At 60.1% G+C, this 21,774-nt stretch carries 23 protein-coding genes; 15 read left to right on the top strand and 8 right to left on the bottom strand.

The window, feature by feature from the left end; genetic code table 11:
• Positions 1-61: 61 nt before the first annotated feature.
• Entirely contained in the window at positions 62-736 is a 675-nt protein-coding gene (locus BUS06_RS21695; protein ID WP_074266494.1) for an antibiotic biosynthesis monooxygenase family protein, read from the bottom strand.
• Between the two features lie 240 nt (positions 737-976).
• On the opposite strand from BUS06_RS21695, the gene BUS06_RS21690 reads away from it, so the two are divergent.
• Positions 977-1,909, top strand: coding sequence for a LysR family transcriptional regulator (locus tag BUS06_RS21690; RefSeq protein WP_074266493.1), 933 nt, complete (start codon positions 977-979; stop codon positions 1,907-1,909).
• On the opposite strand, the gene mug is transcribed toward BUS06_RS21690, so the two are convergent.
• Positions 1,870-2,400, bottom strand: coding sequence for a G/U mismatch-specific DNA glycosylase (gene mug / locus BUS06_RS21685; protein WP_074266492.1), 531 nt, complete (start codon positions 2,398-2,400; stop codon positions 1,870-1,872). The two genes, BUS06_RS21690 and mug, sit on opposite strands and share 40 nt — an antisense overlap.
• Positions 2,397-3,422 (bottom strand): GlxA family transcriptional regulator, encoded by a 1,026-nt coding sequence (locus tag BUS06_RS21680; protein WP_074266491.1) that lies wholly within the window; start codon positions 3,420-3,422, stop codon positions 2,397-2,399. The genes mug and BUS06_RS21680 overlap by 4 nt, the downstream gene beginning before the upstream one ends.
• Positions 3,423-3,721: 299 nt before the next feature.
• Between BUS06_RS21680 and BUS06_RS21675 the strand changes: the two genes are divergently transcribed.
• From BUS06_RS21675 to BUS06_RS21665, 3 genes are all read left to right on the top strand, one after another.
• Positions 3,722-4,297, top strand: coding sequence for an AraC family transcriptional regulator (locus BUS06_RS21675; RefSeq protein WP_074266490.1), 576 nt, complete (start codon positions 3,722-3,724; stop codon positions 4,295-4,297).
• Positions 4,298-4,362: 65 nt separating this feature from the next.
• The gene (locus tag BUS06_RS21670; protein ID WP_074269227.1) at positions 4,363-4,662 is read left to right on the top strand and encodes an ArsR/SmtB family transcription factor; all 300 of its coding nucleotides are present in this window, start codon (positions 4,363-4,365) and stop codon (positions 4,660-4,662) included.
• Between the two features lie 158 nt (positions 4,663-4,820).
• On the top strand, positions 4,821-5,558 hold the full coding sequence (locus BUS06_RS21665) for a dienelactone hydrolase family protein (protein ID WP_074266489.1): 738 nt from the start codon (positions 4,821-4,823) through the stop codon (positions 5,556-5,558).
• A gap of 137 nt (positions 5,559-5,695) precedes the next feature.
• Here the strand turns inward: BUS06_RS21665 and metG are convergent, their stop codons facing one another.
• Together metG and BUS06_RS21655 are read right to left on the bottom strand one after the other, a co-directional pair.
• The gene (gene metG, locus BUS06_RS21660; protein WP_074266488.1) at positions 5,696-7,231 is read right to left on the bottom strand and encodes a methionine--tRNA ligase; all 1,536 of its coding nucleotides are present in this window, start codon (positions 7,229-7,231) and stop codon (positions 5,696-5,698) included.
• A 263-nt stretch (positions 7,232-7,494) separates the two neighbouring features.
• Positions 7,495-8,286 carry an SDR family NAD(P)-dependent oxidoreductase gene (locus BUS06_RS21655; RefSeq protein ID WP_074266487.1) on the bottom strand — a complete coding sequence of 264 codons (792 nt, stop codon included), beginning with the start codon at positions 8,284-8,286 and terminating at the stop codon, positions 7,495-7,497.
• A 197-nt stretch (positions 8,287-8,483) separates the two neighbouring features.
• On the opposite strand from BUS06_RS21655, the gene BUS06_RS21650 reads away from it, so the two are divergent.
• The 4 genes from BUS06_RS21650 (at position 8,484) to BUS06_RS21635 (ending at position 12,141) form a co-directional block, all read left to right on the top strand.
• A complete protein-coding gene (locus BUS06_RS21650; RefSeq protein ID WP_074266486.1) occupies positions 8,484-9,449 on the top strand; it encodes a GlxA family transcriptional regulator in 966 nt (321 codons plus the stop codon).
• Between the two features lie 145 nt (positions 9,450-9,594).
• Entirely contained in the window at positions 9,595-9,885 is a 291-nt protein-coding gene (locus BUS06_RS21645) for a hypothetical protein (RefSeq protein WP_074266485.1), read from the top strand.
• Between the two features lie 155 nt (positions 9,886-10,040).
• Positions 10,041-10,871, top strand: coding sequence for a class I SAM-dependent methyltransferase (locus BUS06_RS21640; RefSeq protein ID WP_074266484.1), 831 nt, complete (start codon positions 10,041-10,043; stop codon positions 10,869-10,871).
• 121 nt (positions 10,872-10,992) lie between these two features.
• A complete protein-coding gene (locus BUS06_RS21635; RefSeq protein WP_074266483.1) occupies positions 10,993-12,141 on the top strand; it encodes an iron-containing alcohol dehydrogenase in 1,149 nt (382 codons plus the stop codon).
• Positions 12,142-12,196: 55 nt separating this feature from the next.
• Here the strand turns inward: BUS06_RS21635 and BUS06_RS21630 are convergent, their stop codons facing one another.
• Positions 12,197-14,008, bottom strand: coding sequence for an IlvD/Edd family dehydratase (locus BUS06_RS21630; protein WP_074266482.1), 1,812 nt, complete (start codon positions 14,006-14,008; stop codon positions 12,197-12,199).
• A gap of 293 nt (positions 14,009-14,301) precedes the next feature.
• Here BUS06_RS21630 and BUS06_RS21625 point away from each other — a divergent pair, with 293 nt between their 5' ends.
• From BUS06_RS21625 to katG, 6 genes are all read left to right on the top strand, one after another.
• The gene (locus BUS06_RS21625; protein ID WP_074266481.1) at positions 14,302-15,072 is read left to right on the top strand and encodes an SDR family oxidoreductase; all 771 of its coding nucleotides are present in this window, start codon (positions 14,302-14,304) and stop codon (positions 15,070-15,072) included.
• Positions 15,073-15,112: 40 nt separating this feature from the next.
• Positions 15,113-15,868, top strand: coding sequence for an aldolase (locus tag BUS06_RS21620; RefSeq protein WP_074266480.1), 756 nt, complete (start codon positions 15,113-15,115; stop codon positions 15,866-15,868).
• Positions 15,869-15,969: 101 nt separating this feature from the next.
• Positions 15,970-16,650 (top strand): LysR family transcriptional regulator, encoded by a 681-nt coding sequence (locus tag BUS06_RS21615; protein ID WP_254368931.1) that lies wholly within the window; start codon positions 15,970-15,972, stop codon positions 16,648-16,650.
• Positions 16,584-16,856 (top strand): LysR substrate-binding domain-containing protein, encoded by a 273-nt coding sequence (locus BUS06_RS38275; protein WP_254368930.1) that lies wholly within the window; start codon positions 16,584-16,586, stop codon positions 16,854-16,856. The genes BUS06_RS21615 and BUS06_RS38275 overlap by 67 nt, the downstream gene beginning before the upstream one ends.
• 71 nt (positions 16,857-16,927) lie before the next feature.
• On the top strand, positions 16,928-17,419 hold the full coding sequence (locus tag BUS06_RS21610) for an ester cyclase (RefSeq protein WP_254368929.1): 492 nt from the start codon (positions 16,928-16,930) through the stop codon (positions 17,417-17,419).
• Positions 17,420-17,624: 205 nt separating this feature from the next.
• A complete protein-coding gene (katG, locus tag BUS06_RS21605; protein ID WP_074266478.1) occupies positions 17,625-19,805 on the top strand; it encodes a catalase/peroxidase HPI in 2,181 nt (726 codons plus the stop codon).
• Between the two features lie 94 nt (positions 19,806-19,899).
• Here the strand turns inward: katG and BUS06_RS21600 are convergent, their stop codons facing one another.
• On the bottom strand, positions 19,900-20,418 hold the full coding sequence (locus BUS06_RS21600) for a cysteine hydrolase family protein (RefSeq protein ID WP_074266477.1): 519 nt from the start codon (positions 20,416-20,418) through the stop codon (positions 19,900-19,902).
• Between the two features lie 122 nt (positions 20,419-20,540).
• Here BUS06_RS21600 and BUS06_RS21595 point away from each other — a divergent pair, with 122 nt between their 5' ends.
• Positions 20,541-21,503 (top strand): helix-turn-helix domain-containing protein, encoded by a 963-nt coding sequence (locus BUS06_RS21595; protein WP_074266476.1) that lies wholly within the window; start codon positions 20,541-20,543, stop codon positions 21,501-21,503.
• Here the strand turns inward: BUS06_RS21595 and BUS06_RS21590 are convergent.
• The gene (locus BUS06_RS21590; protein WP_074266475.1) at positions 21,485-21,733 is read right to left on the bottom strand and encodes a hypothetical protein; all 249 of its coding nucleotides are present in this window, start codon (positions 21,731-21,733) and stop codon (positions 21,485-21,487) included. The two genes, BUS06_RS21595 and BUS06_RS21590, sit on opposite strands and share 19 nt — an antisense overlap.
• Positions 21,734-21,774 lie beyond the last annotated feature (41 nt).

The following is a 21,774-nucleotide window of genomic DNA, read 5'->3' as shown; positions in this document are numbered from 1 at the left end:
GGTGTTGGAGATCACATGAGAAGCGAAGACGCTCCGGCACCGATAGCGACCGGCGGCCGGGTTACATCTTCGGTTGCGTCTCTTTGAAGTACTGCGGCGCTTCCCGGCGATCGAACATGCCGTACTCCCGGATAACGCGGATATTGCGCACGCGCGATGCATCCGCCGTAACCGCCTTGGCCAGGAACGCTTCAGCTGCTGCATGGTCGCGCCACGTCAGAACGGCGATGACGTCTCCCGGTGCCAGCAGTGCGTCGAAGACGTCCCAGGAAACGAGGTCAGTCGCGCTTGTATCCACTCCGAGTGATTTCGCCACCTCGTCTGCGCTGCTCTGCTTCACCCATGCTGGCGAGAATTTCCCGTCATGTAGCGTCACCGCCTTACCTTTTCCCGTCTCGGTGACATCCAGGCGCTGCTCGAGCAAGGCGTGTCCCGCGGGCACATGCGTATCGCTGACGGTCTGACCAATGCGCAGGCGATAGTCGGAAAACACGCGGTCGCGCGCAGCCTGCATGATCCTGTTGTGCGTCGCTTCGGTACGCCAGCGGATGAGCGATTTCTCGTCGCGCCAACTCGACAGCGAAAGAAGCCACCCCTCGCGTGTGAGACTGGCGTAGCGGTTGTTGTCGATGAATCCGTCGATCTTGTCCAGTTCAGGACGCAGCATTTTGGCCATGCCGAGATAGGCATCGACCTGCTCGGGGATCGGGTGAACTTCAAGCATTGCGGAGAACATGTGGACCTCTCTCGTTTGGTTAGTCGTACAACGTGTAGAGATTGTCCAGGATCGGCCCGATTCATTGGAGTCCAAACGAGTTGGTATTGGGCCAATGAGTGATCGAAATTTGCCATGCGTTCAAGGACGTTCTGCATAACCTTCACGGCCTGAAAAAGTCTTTTGCAGGCCGATCTCCGGCACCTCGATCACAACGCATAGAATCACGGCTTATGGACGCGTATGAGGGTAGGGAGCGAAATGGACAAATTGCGTGAGATGGAGATTTTCGTGGCCATCGTCGACCGGGGCAGCTTCACGGGTGCGGCTGACAAAGTTGGCATGTCGTCCGCCGCGGTCTCGCGGGCGGTCAATTCGCTGGAATCGCGTCTCGGCACACATCTGCTGGCCCGCACGACCCGAACGGTTCGTCCGACGGATGCAGGCCTGTCATACCTCGAAGCCTGCCGCAAGGTGTTGGACACCATCACGGATGCAGAAGCGACCTTGGCGGCCGATCAACTCAATCCCGTGGGGACATTGACTATTTCCGCACCGGTCCTGTTCGGCCAGCGATATGTTGCGCCGCTGGTCAACGCCTTCGTGCTGCGTTATCCGGACGTCAACGTCAATGCGGTGTACGCCGATCGAACGACGCGGCTTCTGGAAGAGGGTGTAGATATTGCCATCCGTATCGGCCATCTCGGCGACTCTTCGGCATTCGCCGTTCCGCTAGGCTTTGTGCGGCGTCGGACGTACGCGGCGCCTTCCTATCTCGCCGAGCATGGGGAGCCCCTTCACCCCAGAGATCTGGCCGATCACCACTGTGTATCGTTCACGGGCGTCTCGCTTCCGCTCGAGTGGGCGTTCAACGAGAACGGTTCGCGGCTGCCTGTGAGACTTCAGCCGCGGATGATTGTCGACCTGGGTCCCGCTGCTCTTCTCGCTGCCGTCGATGGAGTGGGAATCGCCCAGTTTCTGTCGTATCAGGCAGCGCCTGATGTAGCCGATGGCAGGCTCCAACCTGTGCTGACCTCATTCGAGCCCGAGGCGACACCGGTGAGCCTGCTTCACGTAGAAAGGCGAAGCACCAGCGGCAAGATTCGCGCTTTCGTGGAGTTCGTGACCGAGGCGCTACGCAAAAACGCGCACCTTCAGGACGTGGACGCGACGGCGACGCGAACTTCCCGGTAGGCGGCCACCAGCGCGTCAAGGCCGAACGCCCGGTTCAATCCGCTTGGATTGGGTACGACCCAAGCGTATGCGCCGCCGAAGGGCTTCGTTTGCAGCCCCCAATCGATATCGCGCGTGCCGGAGATGGCCGCGAGTGCCATCTTTCCGAGGAAAACGACGTGTTGCGGGGCGTACCGCCCGATCTTTAGCCGAAAAGCCTCCCCGGCCAGCTCGATCTCCGAGCGCGACAACTCGGCGGCCTGCGCTGTGGCGCGCGGGACCACCGCGGTGAGACCGCAACCGTATCGAAGAATCGAACGGTCGTCTTCGGGAAGGATCTGTTCAGGCGTGAAGCCTGCAAGATGCAGCACCCGCCAAAACCGGTTGCCGCGGCCCGCAAAGTGATGACCTGTCGACGCCGCACGCAGACCCGGATTGATCCCGCAAAAGATTACCGACAGGCCCGGCTCAAGGATGTCAGGAAGCGGCTGAATGGAATCAGCTTCAGTCACGGATGAGCCAGTCCTTGAAGCGAGATCTGCTTGCCGGCACCCTGAATGGCCCACGGTTGCGTGCCGGCCTCGCCGCGGAATCGTTGCCGATATTGTTTCGGGGTGACCTCCAGCCGGCGCGAGAAAGTCGTGCGCATATGTGTGGCACTCCGAAATCCGCATTTGAATGCGACGGTTTTCAGCGGTGCATCCGAGTCTTCGAGCAACTTTCTCGCGGTGTCGACGCGAACCTGTTCGACAAACGCGGAGGGCGTCACCTTGGCATACTTCGCGAATACTCGCGAGAAGGTTCTTCGACTCACCGCAACTGCGCCAGCGAGCTGTTCGATCGATAGCGTTTCGGTGATGTGTTCGGTCACGTAGCGGTGCACCTTGCCGATAATCGGATCTTCATCCCTTCCGCTTCCGACGTAAGGGCTGTACTGGGACTGACCACCCTCGCGCTGGATGTAGACGACAAGACGCTTTGCGACGCGCACCGCCAGTTCATGCCCCCAGTCTTCGGCGACAAGCGAGAGGCACAGATCGATGCCGGCCGTCACACCTGCCGAGGTAATCAGGCGTCCGTCACGAACGAAGATCTTGTCGGGCTGCACGGAGGCCTGCGGAAATTCGTGGGCGAGGCGATCTGCGTCCGACCAATGAGTCGTCACTTCCTTGCCGTCGAGCAGTCCCGCATGAGCCAGTACGAATGCACCATTGCAAACGGAGCCAAACCGCGTCGCGTTGCTTGCCTGATTTTGCAGCCACGTCAGGAAGTCACTGGACGGTTGAGCGTCGGGCAATTGCGGGCCGCCCGCGACGAGTAGCAGATCCCATTGCGTGTCGAGGTCCGCGTAGCCGAACGGCACGGAAAGTCCCATCCCGTTCGAGCACGTCACGGTACCGGCGCGCGCGCCCACCAGCGAGACTTCGTACTTCTGATGTTCGGGCAGGATCGTGTTTGCTTCCGCGAACACGTCGAGGGGGCCTGCAACGTCGAGCGCCTGCACACCATCGAATATGACAATGGCGACTTTCATACCGTGACCTTCGTGGAGTGAGTAGACCCGTTTCCGAGCGGTATTGCAGCTTACCGCAATGATCCAGAAAGAGGGACACACTAGCCGGTAATTGACTTTTGCAGCCGTGTAACAAGCGGACGGGCGTCCAGCCGTGCCTGGCCCAAATCTCGCGTTGATTGGCCCGGTATCGTGCCATCCGCGTGTTTCCTCTCCCATGCCGTCTGATTAAACTTTATCCCATGGATTCGGCTATAGCCGCCCCTTCATCGCGGTCTACGTTGACACGGGACGACAACCAGGGACAGGAGTGACGGCGCATGCATGTTGCAATGATGCTCTACGCAGGATTTCGGCTGCTCGAAGTGACGGGCCCGATGGAGGTTTTCCACGAAGCGAATCGCTTGTGCGGCGCAACGATGTACGAGCAGCATCTCGTGGGGCCGTCCCGAGGGCCGGTGGTGTGCTCGAGTGGCGTGGCGGTTAGCACGACTGAGTGTCTGCTGGATGTGAGCGCTCCATTTGACATCGTCGTAGTGCCGGGTTCGCCGGTGGTTGGCCCGAGGCACGCGCATCGCGAGCTGGTGGAGTGGCTCAGTGACGCCGGCCGTCGGGTGCGAAGGCTCGCGTCGGTGTCCAATGGGGCCTTTTTAATCGCGCGCGCCGGCCTCGCCGACCATCGCTCGCTGACCACGCATTGGCGCGACGCCGAACGGCTCTCCAGCGACTACCCCTTGGTACACGTCATGAGCAATCAAGGCTGCGTGAAGGACGGCAACCTCCACTCGTCGCGCGGCGTCAGTGACGGTATGCGGGTCGCGTTGGCCCTGGTCAGGGAGGATCTTGGCGACGAATTCGCCACGAGCCTCGCACGGTCATTGTCGAGGCAGTCATGACCCGGGACCCTATCGTCGAATGTGACGGATCTGCCTTTCACGAGCCGATGGTCGAAATGAAATGTATGGTTGACGAAAACCTGATCCATAAGGCACTCGCAAATCCGTTCCGGCGCGAGATCTTGAGATGGTTAAAGACGCCAGAAGAATACTTTTTGCGAAGTCGAATCGATCTTGGATGCGGGGTACCTTTAAACGCAATTCACGCGCGCAGTGGGCTATCCCAATCGACCGTGTCGGCCCACCTCGCGACCCTGATCGACGCCGGACTGCTTGTTTCGACGCGCGTCGGTCAGTGGATGTTTGTGATGCGAAACGATGAAGTGATTCGCGCCTTCGCGGAACAGATCAGGAAAGAAATATAGTGGCGGATATTGTCGCATCAGATGATTGAAGGCGCCGTCCGCCCATGCTTGTAATGACGATCCCCGTTACAATTAAGTTTTCCCTGAATAACCATGATCGCCGTGATCATTGGGCCGATGTCGGAAACCCGCGGCGAACACACACGGAGGCGTAGAGCATGAGCGAATCACAAGTCACCATTCAGGAAAAGGAAGGTCCCTGTAAGGCGTGGGTCCTGACGCCTGAAGGCGAGGGCAAATGGCCCGCTGTGATCTTCTACATGGACGCGTTTGGCATCCGGCCAGGCATGCTCCAGATGGCAAAGCACGTGGCGAGCAAAGGGTACGTTGTGCTTCTGCCCGACCTGTTTTACCGCTTCGGAGCTTACGGGCCGCTCGACCCCAAGGAAGTGCTGAAGGGCGACTTCCGTGCCACCGTTGGGCCCATGATGGCGAGCAGCGACAACCACAAAGCCGCTGAAGACACCGCGGCCTTTATCGAATACCTCGATACACGCGCTGATGTGGCCGGTAAGAAGATTGGCACCGTCGGTTTCTGCATGGGCGGCGGCATGGCACTCACGGCGGCGGCTTACTACCCGGATCGCATTGTTGCGGCGGCGAGCTTCCACGGCGGCAATCTCGCGACCGACCAGCCGACGAGTCCCCACCTGCTTCTCGACAAGATCAAGGCCGAGTTGTACATCGGCATTGCCGACAACGATCACAGCTTCCCACCCGAAATGGGCGAGCGCTTCGAAGCCGCGCTGGGCGCCGCGGACGTGAAGCACAAGAGCGAACTGTACAAAGGCAAGGCGCACGGCTGGATGAAGCCGGACATGCCCGTCTACGACGCAGAGGCGGCCGAGCGGGGCTGGAAGGAGCTGTTCGCGTTGTACGCCCGAACGCTCAAATAACAGTTCCTGATGCGCGGGAGACTCAGCGCGCAGTGAGCCGTCGGGCTTGAACCGGTACCTTTGATTGCTGTGCAGATCCGCAAACACCGTTCTGATAAAGACGGTGGATTGCGGATTGAACAGATCAGATCAAATGGCTAGTCCGGGTGTTCAGCGCCCGGCCGCTTTGGAAACAGGATGCCTTCCTTGACCTGCGTCCCCGGTCTTACGCCATGACCCCAAGGCAGATTCCACTGCGCTTCGGCGGAAACCCCAAGCAAGCCTCGCAACTCCTCCATCTTGCCCGGCATCACAGGATGCAAAAGATTGCTGACGCTGCAAAGCGCTTCTAACAGCGTATAGAGCACCGTATCCAACTGGTCCGACGCGTTGGAATCCTTTGCCAGTGCCCATGGCGCGCTGCTCGCAACGTAGCCGTTCAGGTGTTTGACGAAATCCATTACCTGTTCCACCGCGCGACTCAGTTTCATTTCTTCCACTAGCGCCAGAACGATGCCGGGCAGTTCGTTCGACCAGCCGATGATCGCTTCCTCGCGCGCTTCATAGGCCTTCGGCGCAGGCACCGTCCCGCCGCGATATTTCATCGCCATGGCCAGCGTGCGCGCGGCCAGATTGCCCAGATCGTCGGCGAGATCCCGATTCAGGCGTTGTTCGATCACTGCGTTACTAACGATTCCGTCGAAGCCGAAGCTGACCTCCCGGATTAGCGTGTAGCGCAGCGTATCGACACCGTAGGTATCGGCGGCCTCCAGCGGATCGACGCCATTGCCGAGCGACTTGCTCATCTTGCGGCCATCGGAACCGAGCAGGTGTCCGGAAACATGCAAGCGCTGATACGGCGCGATTCCCAATGCATGGGTCATGCTCAACCAGAAGAGCGTGTGCGTGCGCAGGATGTCCTTGCCGATCACATGCCGCACCGACGGCCAGTAATCAGCGAAGGCAGGCTGGTCGGGATAACCCAGTGGCGAAACGTAGCTGAGGAGCGCGTCGAACCATACGTACGTAACATGTCCGGCATCCCACGGAATCGGGATGCCCCAGTCGAGACGATCCACGGGACGCGAAATACTCAGGTCACCTATCGGCTGTTCCAGCAGCTTCAATATCTCGTTGCGGTATTGCACGGGCTGAATCAGGTCTGGCGTGTCCAGCAACAGCTGACGCATCCATTCGCGATGCGCTTCCATGCGGAAGAAATAATTGGGTTCGCGCCGCAACACAGGCGGTTCCTTGTCTTCAGGAAGTTTGCCATCCACCAGTTCCTTCTCAGTGACAAAGCGCTCCTGACCGATCGAATAAAGCCCCTCGTAGTCCGCCAGGTAGATATCCCCTGCATTAAAGAGCCGTGTCAGGCAATCGGACACCACCCTGGCGTGCGCGGGGTTCGTGGTGCGAACGAATATGTCGGGCTTGACTGCGAGGCGCCGCCACGCTTCCTTGAAGCTCTGTGCGTGGCGTTCCACAAACACTTGTGGCGCCTCGTTGGCCTGCAGGGCGGCCTTGGCGATCTTCTCGCCGTGCTCGTCGGCGCCCGTTAGCAGCAGGACCTGGTGACCGGCAGCACGCAGGTAGCGGGCCATGATGTCAGCATGCACGCTGGCGTAAGCATGGCCCAGATGCGGCCGATCGTTTACGTAGTAAATCGGCGTGGTGATGTATCGGTATGACATTGCCGCTCCAAAAAAGAAAAGGGACGCCTGCGGCGTCCCTTTTTCAGAAGCAAAAAAGCCCTCAGCGCCTGGGGGGAGAACCTGCCAGGGGCATACGCATCGAACGAAGGAGGACTTGGCTAGCTTGCATTGTGTTGGGGTTAAATTCAACGAAGAATCGGCGGATTCATCCGCGATGGATGAATCCTGCCAGCTAATTTAATGGTTGTCTAGCGCCGGGCGCGTCGATTGTTGCTTGCACTTGCATGGCGCATGCAGTCTCCCTAAACCGTCCTCAACATCCCACCATCGACAAAGTAGGTCGACCCGACGCTGTAGCTAGCCTTGTCGGAACAAAGAAACACAATAAAGTTGGCCAACTCTTCCGGAGACGCAAACCTGCGGATAGGCGCATGCTCATCCGCGACCTGCTGCAGATGTCCCTCCCAATCGCCGCCTGAATCCTGCGTCAACTGCCTGGCGGTCTTGATCCAGTCGGGTGTGAGCACGAGCCCCGGGTTAATCGTATTCACGCGGATGTTGTCCTGTATGAATTCGTTCGCCATATTCTTCGACAACATCATCAACGCCGCTTTCGTCACGTTATAGATCGGCTCGTAGCCGAGCGGCTGTGTTGCGCAAATCGATGCGTTGTTCAGGATCGTGCCGCCGCCGCGTGCTTTCATCAAAGGTACGAGGCCACGTGCGATGCGCACTGCAGCCATCACATGAAGGTCCCAGTACGCGAGCCACTTTTCATCGGGCGCGTTCATGATCGTTTCGTTGCTGCCCGTGCCCGCGTTATTGAAGACAATATCCGCGCCACCGAAATTTTCCTTCGCGGCGGCAACCAGTTTGTCGACGCCTGCCGAAGTCGACACATCGCAAGCGACCGGCACAGCGGTCACGCCGAACTTCGTTGCGATGCCTGCTGCGGCAGCGGACAGGCGCTCCTCATTGCGCGCCACGAGCAGAAGATGCGTGCCTTCCGCTGCGAACGCCTCTGCCACAGCCAGCCCGATACCCACGCTGGCTCCCGTCAATACAGCCACCTTACCGCGTAAATTCAGATCCATTTCGTTGTCTCCGTTTTTGATAGTCCAGGCTCGACGCCTAAGGCTGCTTTGGCGTCATTGACCTCACCACTGTGCTTGCGCAGAGCTGCGTTGTAAAGGCCTTCGCTTGTTGCGTATGTGCATGTCTGGCTCGCCGGATACGCATGAAGGTGATAGCTGGTAGAGTCGCAAATACCGGCTTTGGAGGTATTTACGCCATGCGCATTTCTGTGCTCGCTCTTGAAGGGCTCTTCGATACGGGGCTCACTGTCATGCTCGACGCGTTCGGGCTCGCCAACAAATTCTCGGCCACGCAACTAGGTGGCACACCGCGTTTCGATGTATCGATCGTAGGCGTGCGCAAGCGGGTTCGGTCCGGACAAGGGCTGACGATACCTGTGCAACCCGTAACGGCAGGTTTGAAACCGGACTGGGTAGTTGTTCCGGCATTGAGCACTGGCACGCCTGAGCAGCTCATTCCCGCTCTCACGAGACCGGATGTGGTTCAGGCCAAAGCGCAACTGCTGAAATGGCATGCCGAAGGAGCGCTGATCGCCGCGTCCTGTATCGGAACATTTCTTGTGGCGGAAACCGGACTTCTCGATCAGCAGGAAGCGACGACGACGTGGTGGCTCGGCCCGCTGTTTCGACAACGCTACCCCAATGTGTCGCTCGACGAGTCTCGCATGCTTGTGCCGTCGGATGTAGGTGTGACAGCCGGCGCGGCTTTGGGACATCTCGATCTCGCTCTCTGGCTGATACGGCGCGCGAGCCCCGAGTTGGCCACGCTCGTCTCGCGTTATCTGCTGGCCGACATACGCTCCTCGCAGGCGCCGTACATCATTCCCAATCACCTCGCGCAGGCAGATCCGCTGATTCAACGCTTCGAACAGTGGTCGCGGAAAAATCTTCGCTCGGGCTTTTCGCTCCAGGAAGCTGCCAGCGCACTCGCGACGAGCACGCGCTCGCTGCAGCGCCGTTGCCAGGAGGTGCTTGGCAAATCGCCGCTTGCGTACTTCCAGGACCTGCGAGTCGAGCACGCACAATCGCTTCTGCGCGGGGGACGCCTCGACCTCGAAGCGATCGCAAGCGAAGTCGGCTACGGCGACGGTGCGACATTGCGTACGCTGCTGCGCCAACGTCTGGGACGGGGTGTGCGCGACCTCCGTTCCGACCTGCTCTGACACGCGGATGCGCCTGGCGCGAATGGCTCTAAAGTTGGCGTTTGTGACTGTGTGAGTTCTGGGGTTCAGAGACTAGACTCGATCGCGCTGTTTGCAGCAATGAACACGCAGTCTCTGTCAATGAACGTTGAACCAGGAGTTATCCATGAAAGTTTTTGCCATCGCATCCGCCAAGCCGACCCTCACACCGGAGAAGCTCCAGCAGCATATGCCAAACGAAGTTCCGGCCACACTCAAGCTCTATCTCGACGGCAAGGTCGAGCAGTTCTGGTTTCGTGAGAAGGGCGGTCCGATCTTTCTGATGAACGTCGAATCGGTCGAGCAAGCCAAGGCGACGCTCGATACGTTGCCGCTCGTGGCTGACGGCGTCATGAGCTACGAACTGTTGCCGGTCGGCCCGCTGGCCCCGCTTGGCATGCTGATCCAGAACAAGTGAAGTCAGTGAAGTCATAAGCCGTGAGCGTATGGCGATCCGTTTGACGTGTCGGATCTCGTTGAAGAACCGTTCGATGAGATTTCACCGATGATGGATCGCCTGCAATTACGGCATCCGTAGCCGCATCAAGATGTGCATCACCAAGGAGTACGAAGATGGACGACGCAGCAGAGATCACCCGGCATTACGAGCGCGAGAGCCTGGTCGAGCACCTTCGCTCGGCTCTGGCCAAAAGCGGACTCGGCGAGAAACAACTCTCTGCGCGAGATCTTGCTCAACTTGACCAGTTTCATTCGCGCGGCCTCGCGGCCACCGTAGAACTGGCGAAGGCCCTGCCGATCACCGAGGCGACCCGTGTTGTCGATATCGGATCCGGGCTGGGCGGCCCGTCGCGCTATCTGGCGGAAACCTATGGCTGCACGGTGCACGGCGTCGACCTCAGTCAGTCGTTCGTCGAGGCTGCTACGTTTCTGGCCGAGCGTTCGGGTCTCGGAGGCAAGGTCACGTATCAGCGCGGCAATGCGCTCTCGCTGCCGTTCCCCGCCGACGCTTTCGATCTCGCGTGGACGCAGCACGTTGCCATGAACATTAGCGACCGCGCTGCGCTTTACGGTGAAACATGCCGCGTTTTACGTTCTGGCGGCCATTTCGCCATCTTCGATGTCATCGCTGCATCCAACGAACCCCTGCATTTCCCTGTGCCGTGGGCGAGCGTGCCTGAGTCAAGCTTCCTGGTGACGGCGGACGAGATGCGCACTGTTCTCGCTAAGGAGGGGTTCCGCATCACGTCTTGGACCGACTGCACGGAAGCCGGGATCAGCTGGTTTCTGGAGCGCGAAGCCGAACGCAAGCAGTCTTCGACGCCACCCCTGCTCGCACTCGGCACTGTGATGGGGCCCGAGTTCGGGCAAGCGACCGTCAACCTTCGCCGCAATCTGAGCGAGGGGCGTGCGGCGCTTATCCAGGCTATCTGCGAAAAGGTCTGAGGATGCTTGAGCCAGAAGGTGCGACAATGTTTTGCGACTTCCATGTAGTCGATGCACTCTGCCGCGTTGTTCATCCCGTGCCGCCGGTCGCCACGAACCCCACTCTGGAGGCTTCCGATCCATGTCGCTCATCAATTACATCACGCAGATCCAGTTCGATTTCGGCGCGATTGCGAAACTGCCTGACGAATGCACACGGATCGGCATCAAACGTCCTCTGATCGTCTCCGACGCGGGCGTGAAAGCCGCGGGCCTCATCGACAGGGTGCTCATTGCTCTTCAGGCAGATCACGAGCCCCCTATCTTTCTGGACACCCCTCCTAACCCCAACGAACGGGCTGTGCGGGCCGCTGTCGCGATGTACAAGGAGAATCAGTGCGATGGCGTCATCGCGGTAGGAGGAGGCAGTTCGATCGATCTGGCCAAGGGCGTCGCAGTGTGCGCGACCCACGAAGGACCTTTGCGCCAGTTCGCGCTTATCGAAGGTGGCTTGCAGCGCATCACATCGGCTACGGCGCCGGTTATCGCAGTCCCAACGACTGCCGGCACTGGCAGCGAAGTGGGGCGCGGCGCCATCCTGATTCTCGATGACGGCCGCAAGCTCGGCATCATTTCCCCCTACGTCGTGCCCCGTTCCGCAATCTGCGATCCGCAACTCACGTTAGGGTTGCCCGCGCAACTCACCGCAGCAACGGGAATGGATGCCATTGCCCATTGCATCGAGACCTTCCTGTCGCCCGCGTTTAACCCGCCCGCCGATGGCATCGCCCTCGACGGACTTTGGCGTGCATGGCGTCACATCGAGATTGCAACGCGTGACGGCAGCAACGTCGCCGCACGTCTGAACATGATGAGTGCTTCATTGCAGGGAGCGCTTGCGTTCCAGAAAGGGCTGGGATGTGTCCATAGCCTGAGCCACTCGCTGGGCGGCATCAATCCGAAACTGCATCACGGAACGTTGAACGCGATCTTTCTTCCCGCGGTGATCCGCTTCAATCGCGAAGCCCCTACAGTCCAGGGCGAAGGGAAAATGGTGCGGTTAGCAGGCGCAATGGGGCTGGAATCGCCAGCGAACGTAGAAAGCGCGATTGCGCGCATGACGGCCGACCTGGGGCTGCCGACTCGTTTGTCGACGCTTGGGGTCGAGCGCGAGCAGTTCGACAGGATTATCGAAGGCGCACTCGCCGATCATAGTCACAAGACTAATCCGCGCGAGGCAAGCCCTGCGGACTATCGGGACATGCTCGAAGAGTCGTTCCAGGGGTTCTAAAGAAGAAGGTGCGCCGGCACGACTGCTTGCTGGTAGCCGTATCGGCGCGTCCTTATCAGTGGTTATGGCGCGATTCGCCGCGCGTTTCCAGGATGTTGAGATACAGCGTTGCCGGCTCGAGGCATGCGCCGCTCGCCTGCTGACCTACCATGCTGCGATAGATCTCTTCCCACGGCGTTTTGTTCTGCAGAACAGGCGCTTTCCACTGTGCGCGGCGTGCTGCCAGTTCGCTCTCGGGGATCATCACGTCGACCTTGCGCGAGTTCAGGTCGATGCGGACCCGATCGCCGGTTTGCAGCAACGCAAGCCCGCCGCCGACTGCCGCTTCCGGCGAAACGTTGAGAATCGAAGGCGTGGCCGAGGTACCGCTTTGACGGCCGTCGCCGAGAGTCGGCAGCGTGTCGACGCCTTGCTTGAGCAACGCCGCAGGCGGCTGCATGTTGACCACTTCGGCACCGCCCGGATAACCGACCGGCCCGCAGTTGCGAATCACGAGGATAGAGCGCTCGTCGACGCCCAGTTGCGGATCTTCGATGCGCGCGTGATAGTCCTCCGGCCCTTCGAATACGATCGCTTTCCCTTCGAACACATCGGGATGCTCAGGATCGGCGAGGAAGCGTTTGCGGAACGCCTGGTCGATCACGCTGATTTTCATCACGGCGCTGTCGAACAGATTGCCGGACATCACCACGTAACCCGCTGCTTCCTTGAGCGGCTGCTGGTAGCTGCGGATCACTTCGCGATCGGGCTCGACGACTTCCGCGAGATCCTCGGCAAGCGTGCGGCCGGAAACCGTACGTACGTCGCCGTTCAGCTTGCCCGCGTTGAGCAGCTCGCGCATCACGCCGGGGACGCCACCTGCGCGATGGAATGCTTCGCCCAGAAAGCGGCCGGCCGGCTGGCAATCGACAAGCAGCGGAACGTCCGGTCCCAGTCGTTGCCAGTCGTCGAGCGAATGTTCGACGCCCATGTGCCGGGCGATCGCGACCATATGGATCGGACAGTTTGACGATGCACCAAGTGCGGCAGCGGCCACGACCGCGTTTTCGAAAGCCTCTTTGGTCATGACATCCGACGGGCGCAGATTCTCCGCGACCATCTCGACGATGCGTTTGCCCGTGCGATACGCCATCCAGCCGCGCTCGCGATGCGGCGCCGGAATCGCCGCGCAGCCCGGCAGCGACATACCCAATGCTTCGGCGAGCGAGTTCATCGACAGGGCGGTGCCCATCGTATTGCAATGGCCGACGGAGGGTGCCGACGAGGACACCATGTTCATGAATTCCTCGTAGTCGATCTCTCCGCCGGCGAGGCGCTTGCGCGCGTCCCAGATGACCGTGCCGGAACCTGCGAGCTTGCCGTGCCACCAGCCGTCGAGCATCGGGCCGCCCGAGAGCACGATGGCCGGGATATTCACGGTCGCCGCCGCCATCAGGCACGCTGGCGTGGTTTTGTCGCAACCGGTGGTGAGCACGACACCGTCGATGGGATAGCCGTGCAGGATTTCGACGAGGCCGAGGTACGCCAGATTGCGGTCGAGCGCGGCAGTGGGGCGCTTGCCCGTCTCCTGGATCGGATGGACCGGAAACTCAAGGGGGATGCCGCCGGCGTCACGAATGCCGTCGCGCACACGGGTCGCCAGCTCGAGATGGTGGCGGTTACACGGCGCAAGGTCCGACCCTGTCTGCGCAATCCCGATGATCGGTTTGCCCGACTGCAGCTCCTCTCGGGTAATCCCGTAGTTCATGTAGCGCTCGAGATACAGCGCCGTCATGCCCGGATCGGCGGGATCGTCGAACCAGCGGCGGCTGCGCAGGCGTGACGGTGAACCATTCTGAGGACTGTCGGGGGATGAGTGGTTTGACATGCTGTTATTCCGTTCGGCTTGTAGAGGCTTGTGAATATAGGCGCCCTCTGAGCAGCGCAACCGCCATACGGGAAGGCGAATTGCCATTCTAGAGCGCATTGGGCCCGGAGCGCATCGGGCCGGGCCGTGTCTTTCGGAAAACCCTGGGAATCACGTGGACGGCAGGGTCGGTCTGTCATAGCAGGTATGAACCCAACTGCATAGCTCGTCATGGCTCCTTGTCCGATACTGGTCTCAAGCGCCGAGACGTGACGGCGCAATGAAACGCGTTAAACCAACCGGAGGAATTCGACATGAGCAATCGTATCGCGATCGTAACTGGGGCCAGCCGTGGGATCGGACGGGCAACCGCAATTCGCCTCGCTAAAGACTTTGGCGGGCTGGTGTTGGTGGCCCGCAGCACGGAGTTGTTGGAAGAGACCGCCGAGGCGGTGCGCGCCGCGGGCGCCGAACCGCTGCCGCTGGGCGCGGACCTGCGCATACCGGCCGCCGCCAAGGAAACCGTCGACCAGACACTGGCGAAGTTCGGGCGTATCGACGCGGTGGTCAATATCGCCGGCGCGGTTCCTCAGATCGATGTGCTCGACATGACGGACGAGCAGTGGGACGACGGTTTTGCGCTGAAATTGCATGGCGCGCGGCGGCTCGCGGTTCACGCGTGGGAGTCGCTCAAGAAGTCGGAAGGCTCGGTCATTTTCACATCGGGAAATTCGGCCCAGGCTCCGAAGTCGGGTTACGGCGCGGTTGGGACAGTCAACGCGGCGATCGTCGCGATGGCCAAGGCTTTCGCAGATCGCGGCATTGCGGATGGCGTGCAGGTGAATAGCGTGCTGCCCGGCCCGGTGATGACCAATCGTCGCCGTACGTATATGGAGAAGTACGCGCCGGCTCACGGTATGACTCTGGAAGAAGCGCTCGAGAAGTTTCCGGCGCAAGTCGGCATCACGCGTTACGGCAATCCTGAGGACATCGCGGAATTGATGGCGTTCGTGCTGTCGCCAGCGGGTCGCTGGATGGTGGGCTCGGCGTTGCGGATGGATGGCGGCGAAATCAAAGGCGTTTGAGGTTCAGACGGCTGGCGGACTTTGGACGACGGAGGCAGTCATGGAATTGCGAGCAAAACAGTATTTCGACGAGCGTGCGACTCAGGAAATGAAGGAGAACCTGAAGCCGCAGGATCGGACGCTTCAGGAGAGGCTGGCGTACGCCTGTCGCATCCTCGCGATGACGGGTCAGGAAGCGGGACTGGCCGGGCAGATCACGGCCCGGTCAGACAAGCCGAAATGCTACTGGACGCTGCGTTTCGGCTTGGGCTTCGATGAAGCGACGCCCGACGATTTCATCGAGGTCGATGCCGATCTGAACACGATCAGCGGCAAGGGAATGGCCAATCCCGCGACGCGTTTTCATCTGTGGGTCTACGAAGCGCGGCCGCAGACGAATGCGATCATCCACACGCATTCGCCGTATGTGTCCGCGTTGGTCGCAGCGCGTCAGCCGCTGGTGATCGCGCAGATGGACATGACCCCCCTGCATAATGACTGCGCGTTTTTGGCCGACTGGCCCGGTGTACCGATCGCCGATCAGGAAGGGGTGATCATTTCGAAGGCGCTCGGCGACAAGCGTTGCATTCTGCTGGCACATCATGGCCAGCTCGCGACGGGTGCGTACGTCGAAGAGGCTACGTATCTCGCTGTGTACCTGGAGCGGGCAGCTCGCATGCAGGTGCGGGCACGTGTGTTTGGTCCGATTACGCCGGTGCCCGACGACCTCGCGGCCGAGGCACACGATTATCTGCTGAAGCAATCGATCGTGAAGGGTACGTTCGATTACTGGTGCCGTCAGGCGGACCGGACGTGAGGGGGTGGTTTCATTAGGCGTGGCATAGTGCCGGCAGGAGAAGCGCGAATCGCTTAAAGGTTGCGGCGCCGTTCAGCCGCACGCAATGCCAGGAAGACCGAATGAAAGCCAACGTCGATCACCAGGTGCGCCTGTTTGTTGAGATCGCGAACAGCAAGTCGCTGTCCGCTGCGGCCGAGGCGCTATCGCTGACGCAATCGGGTCTGAGCCGGCAGCTTTCGAGCCTCGAGAGCTACATCGGTCAGCCGCTCTTCGTGCGGCACGGGCGTGGCGTCGAGCCCACCGAGGCCGGACAGAAACTGCTGGAGGCTGCATCCTCGGCGTATCAGCTGGTCGATAGCACGTTAGTACAGTTGCGCGACCAGCACGGCGTGACCGCCGGCAGCCTGAACGTCGCAACCATTCATACGCTGAGCTACTACTTCATGGCCGAGGTGGTGGCGCGATTCATGGCGCAGCGGCCTAAAGCGAACGTCGCATTGCTCGGACGCAGCTCGCCCGGCGTGGTTGAACTGGTCGAGGCGGGCCGCGCGGAGATCGGCTTCGTCTACGATTCGGCGGTCGCCTCCGACGAGCTGGAAATCACTCCGCTGTTCGAGGAGGAAATGAGTTTCGTGGTGCACGAGAATTCGCGGTTTGCGACACTCGCCAGTGTCTCGTTGAACGAAGAGACCCTCCGCTGGTCGTCTTTCCCGCAGGCTATGCGTTGCGCCGTATGCTGCATAGCCGGGCTTTCAATGCCACTGTCGCGGCTGAAGTCGAGACAGTGGATGCGATGCTAAAACTCGTTTCGCTGACCAACGGTCAGTGCATCTTGCCCAGTCTGATTCCTGAAAAGTTGCTGCGCGAATACGAACTTAAACGTATTCCGATCGAGGAGCCGGTGATGCGCCGGCGTATCGTCGCCATTACCCGGCGCGGCCGGCCGCTTTCGGCGATGACCTCGCTGATTCTCGAGATTGCCCGCGCAAGCGCCCCCGCAGCGTAACGCTCTGCGCGCTGTGACGTCGACGACCAGATTGCGCTATCTTATGGAGAGCGCTGCGTAGTGGATCAGGTGTGTTCCGTTTCAGTGATCAATCGAGACTCTCGTCGCCCGGAGGCGTCACCATGAATACCGTTTTGGATGAGCAGGCAACCCGGGACCTGATCGCTCGGCTTTACGATGCGTTTTCGCGCAGGAGCGTCGAGTTATTGCGTCAGGTGGTCGCTGCCGATTGGGAGTACATTCCCGAGCCTGCAGGTGCCCAGCCGGGACCGGATCAGATGACCGCGGTCTTCGCAAGGATCGACAGCGCGTTGCCCGACATGTCGATTCAGCTGCTGGACGTGCTCATTCACGGCGATCGCGTTGCCGTCCGGGCGGAAGTGAGTGGTACGCAGTCAGGCAAGCTGCTCGGTATCGAGGCTACTGCAAAGCCAGTGAAATTTGCGATTCATTCCTTTCATGAAATCCGCGATGGCCTGGTCGCCAAGACCTGGCATATCGAAGACTGGCTTTCGGTATTCAGGCAACTCGGTGCATTTCCTCAGGGCGTTCCGGGCGGTTGAGCCGTGTTGACACTTTGGGAGCGGGCGATGTCTCGAGATTGACGCCGGAATTTTGCTGCACCTGCACCTTGAAACCGTTGCTGCTTCGGCTATCAGTCCGTTTGGAAGAATTAATACTCGCAGTGCGCGCTCGAACGCTAAACTGGGTTGAGTAGTCGAAGCTTAGCCGAGCAGTTGAGTGAAAACGATCTCAAGGAGAAAGCGCATGTCGACTGAAACGAAGTGCCCGTTCAACCACACCGCTGGTGGCGGCACGTCGAACCGAGACTGGTGGCCCAATCAGCTAAGCCTGAAGATCCTGCACCAGCATTCGTCCCTGTCCGATCCCATGGACAAGGACTTCAACTACGCTGAAGCGTTCAAGAGTCTCGATCTGGCGGCCGTCAAGAAAGATCTTCTCGCGGTAATGACCGATTCAAAGGACTGGTGGCCGGCGGACTTCGGCCATTACGGACCTTTGTTTATCCGCATGGCATGGCATAGTGCCGGCACCTACCGCATTGCCGACGGCCGTGGCGGTGCCGGCGGTGGACAGCAGCGCTTTGCGCCGCTAAATAGCTGGCCTGACAACGTGAGCCTCGACAAGGCGCGCAGGCTGATCTGGCCGGTCAAGCAGAAATATGGCAAAAAAATCTCCTGGGCCGACCTCATTGTCCTGACGGGCAACGTCGCGCTGGAGTCGATGGGATTCAAGACGTTCGGCTTCGCCGGCGGCCGCGAGGACTCGTGGGAACCGGATGACGACATCTATTGGGGCACTGAGACCAAGTGGCTCGACGACAAGCGCTATACCGGCGACCGTGACCTCGAAAACCCGCTTGGCGCCGTTCAGATGGGCCTGATTTACGTCAACCCGGAAGGCCCGAACGGCAACCCCGATCCGCTCAAGGCCGCCCGCGATATTCGCGAGACGTTTGCCCGCATGGCGATGAACGACGAAGAGACGGTGGCGCTAATCGCAGGCGGCCATACGTTCGGCAAAACCCACGGTGCAGGCGATGCGACGCTCGTGGGCCCCGAGCCGGAAGCGGCCCCGCTCGAGCAGCAGGGGCTTGGCTGGAAGAGCGCCTACGGCAGCGGCAAGGGCCGTGACGCTATCACCAGCGGTCTGGAAGTCACCTGGACCACTACGCCGACGAAGTGGAGCAACGACTTCTTTACGCATCTGTTCGGCTACGAATGGGAATTGACGAAGAGCCCGGCCGGTGCGCATCAATGGAAGCCGAAGGGCGATGCAGGCGCGGGTACGGTGCCCGATCCGCAGGACCCGTCAAAGCCGCGTGCGCCGTCCATGCTGACCACGGACCTCGCGCTGCGTTTCGATCCGGCTTACGAGAAAATTTCACGGCGCTTCTTCGAAAATCCGGACCAGTTTGCCGATGCGTTTGCGCGAGCCTGGTTCAAGCTGACGCACCGCGACATGGGGCCGCTCGCACGTTATCTCGGCCCGGAAGTGCCGAAAGAAGAGCTGCTCTGGCAAGACCCTGTGCCTGCGGTCAATCATCCCTTGATCGATGAGCAGGACATCGCCGCGCTCAAGAGCAAGATCCTCGCTTCAGGGCTGCCGGTGTCGCAACTGGTGTCGACGGCCTGGGCATCGGCGTCGACGTTCCGCGGCTCGGACAAGCGTGGCGGTGCCAATGGTGCTCGCATCCGACTCGCGCCGCAGAAAGACTGGGAAGTCAATCAGCCGGCTCAACTGGCGACGGTGCTCGAAACACTCGAGGGTATCCAGCGCGAGTTCAACGGCGCACACGCGGGTGGCAAGCAGGTTTCGCTCGCCGACCTGATCGTGCTGGCCGGTTGTGCCGGCGTCGAAAAGGCGGCGAAGAATGCCGGCCACGACGTGAAGGTTCCGTTTTCACCGGGCCGCACGGATGCGTCACAGGCGCAAACCGATGTGGATGCTTTCGCGGTGCTCGAACCGCTTGCCGATGGTTTCCGCAACTATCTGAAGGGCAAATACACGGTCACAGCCGAGGCGCTGCTGGTGGACAAGGCGCAATTGCTGAAGCTGACCGCACCGGAGCTGACGGTGCTTCTCGGCGGGATGCGTGTTCTGAACACCAACTTCGGTCAGACCCAACATGGTGTCTTCACGAAGCGTCCGGAAGCGCTGACCAACGACTTCTTCGTCAATCTGCTCGATATGGGCACGGAGTGGAAGCCAGTATCGGACGCTAACGATGTGTTCGAAGGTCGTGATCGTGCAACGGGTGCGCTCAAGTGGACCGGTACACGTGTCGATCTGATCTTCGGCTCACACTCGCAGCTTCGGGCTTTCTCCGAAGTCTATGGGAGCGCGGACGCGCAGGAGAAGTTTGTTCATGACTTTGTCGCGGTCTGGAACAAGGTGATGAACAGTGACCGCTTTGATCTTGCTTGAGCCTGGTGGTCAGGTTTTAAAGTTCTTAAGCTGAAGTGTGAAGCGGCCGGTCGCTGTGAACGGCCGCTTTTTTTTGCGCGGCAACGCGGCCCTGTCAGAGCACGTCCTTCGCTTGCACCAATTCAACACGCGTCGATACACCGCTAAGCGCGATCAGGTGAATCATCTCGGTTACGGTTGTGCAGCAATCGGCCAGAATCTTCACGGAATACTTCTCCGCTGCCTTCGAGATCGACGTGTGCGTGACGCAATTCTGCGTCATCATTCCGCAGATCAGAAGTTCTTCGGCATCCAGTCGCGTCAACGTTTCCTCGAGTGTCGTGCGGTGGAACGCGTCAGCAAAAGACTTGATGACGACAGGTGCATCCGGCGCGGCTGCGAGTATGCGTGGGTGAATTTCGACGCCTGGCGTCGCTTCGTTGAAGAACGGTGCAGTACCCTTGGTCTTGTCAGCAACGTGCTGGATCAGAACGACCGGAATGTCCTTCGCCTGGGCCTGTGCGATCGCAGTTTCGGTTTTGGCCAGAGTGGCGTCGGCGTTCCATAGCGGGAATTTGCCTTCAGGGAAGTAATCGTTCTGCAGGTCGATGACGATCAACGCTTGTTTGGACACGATGGACTCCAGGTGAGGTCGGGATAGATGCATTCTTCGCCATCCGGCCTTTCAACGGAAGTGGCCGTCATGACAATATCCGGTAAGATCGGGCCATTGCGGGTTCGTCGTCAGGTGCATCCATGTCCCAACCTATCATCGCCGTCGTGGCGTTCGACCGGATCAGTCCGTTTCACCTCTCCGTACCTTGTGTTGTGTTCGGTGAGCCTCATCCGGGCCTGCCGCCTGTCAAATTCAAGGTTTGCGCAGCCGAGCCTGGCGCCATCAATACGACGGCTGGTTTTTCCCTCGGCGTAAGTCACGGTTTATCCGCTTTAAAGACGGCGGATACGATCATCGTTCCGACCTGGCGTGACATCGAGGAACGGCCGCCAGAACCGCTTCTTAAGGCGTTGGTCGCTGCACAGCGACGAGGTGCGCAGATTGTCGGCCTCTGTCTCGGCGCTTATGTGCTGGCGGAAGCGGGACTGCTGGACGGACGTCGCGCTACGACGCATTGGGCGTATGCGCGCGATTTCGCGCAACGCTACCCCATGGTCACGGTGAACGCTGATGTGCTGTATGTGGAGGACGGCAACGTGCTGACTTCCGCGGGCACTGCGGCTGGCATCGACTGCTGTCTGCACATGGTGCGCCAGCGCTACGGGACCGAGTCTGCCAACAGCCTGGCGCGACGCCTCGTCGTGCCGCCGCATCGTCAGGGCGGCCAGGCGCAATTCGTCGAGCAGCCTATGCCGGCAACCGCGAGAGAATCGCGGCTGTCAGGGTTGATCGATCAGGTACGCGGTACGCTGGACGAAGCGCACACGTTGGACAGCCTCGCCGGCGAGGCATTGATGACTCGCCGTACCTTCACCCGGCAATTCCGGCAACTGACCGGCATGACAGTCGGTGAGTGGCTGCTGAACGAGCGGCTGGCCTTGACGCAGCGATTGCTGGAGACCAGCGATCACTCAGTGGATGCGATTGCGGTGCTTGCCGGTTTCGGATCGCCGGAGTCACTGCGGCTTCACTTCAGGAGAGCGTTTAGTGTCTCGCCAACGGTGTGGCGGCAGAGTTTCAAAGGTCAGGACGCTACCGCTTGACCCTGCTCGCAGAATTCGTCGATCAACAGTGTGGACCTGTGCTCGAGCGTGCTGATTGCCATCAGCGGATCGATCTTGACTCGAGGAATGGTCAGTTCGGGACCGACCGGCGCGCCTTTTTTGCTATCGCCATCAATGCGCTCGATCAGCGCCCGACAAATCCACTGCACGCCGAGTTCATCCGGCACCACGTCAACATTTACTCGAAAGCCACGATGTTCCAACGCCACGACAACCTCCAGACACACAACGAAATTTAGATCACTCGAAC

The sequence above is a fragment of the Paraburkholderia phenazinium genome (assembly GCF_900141745.1).
Lineage (GTDB): Bacteria > Pseudomonadota > Gammaproteobacteria > Burkholderiales > Burkholderiaceae > Paraburkholderia > Paraburkholderia phenazinium_B.
The sequence above is the reverse complement of the archived record's forward strand: the minus strand, read 5'-3'. Positions and strand labels throughout refer to the sequence as shown.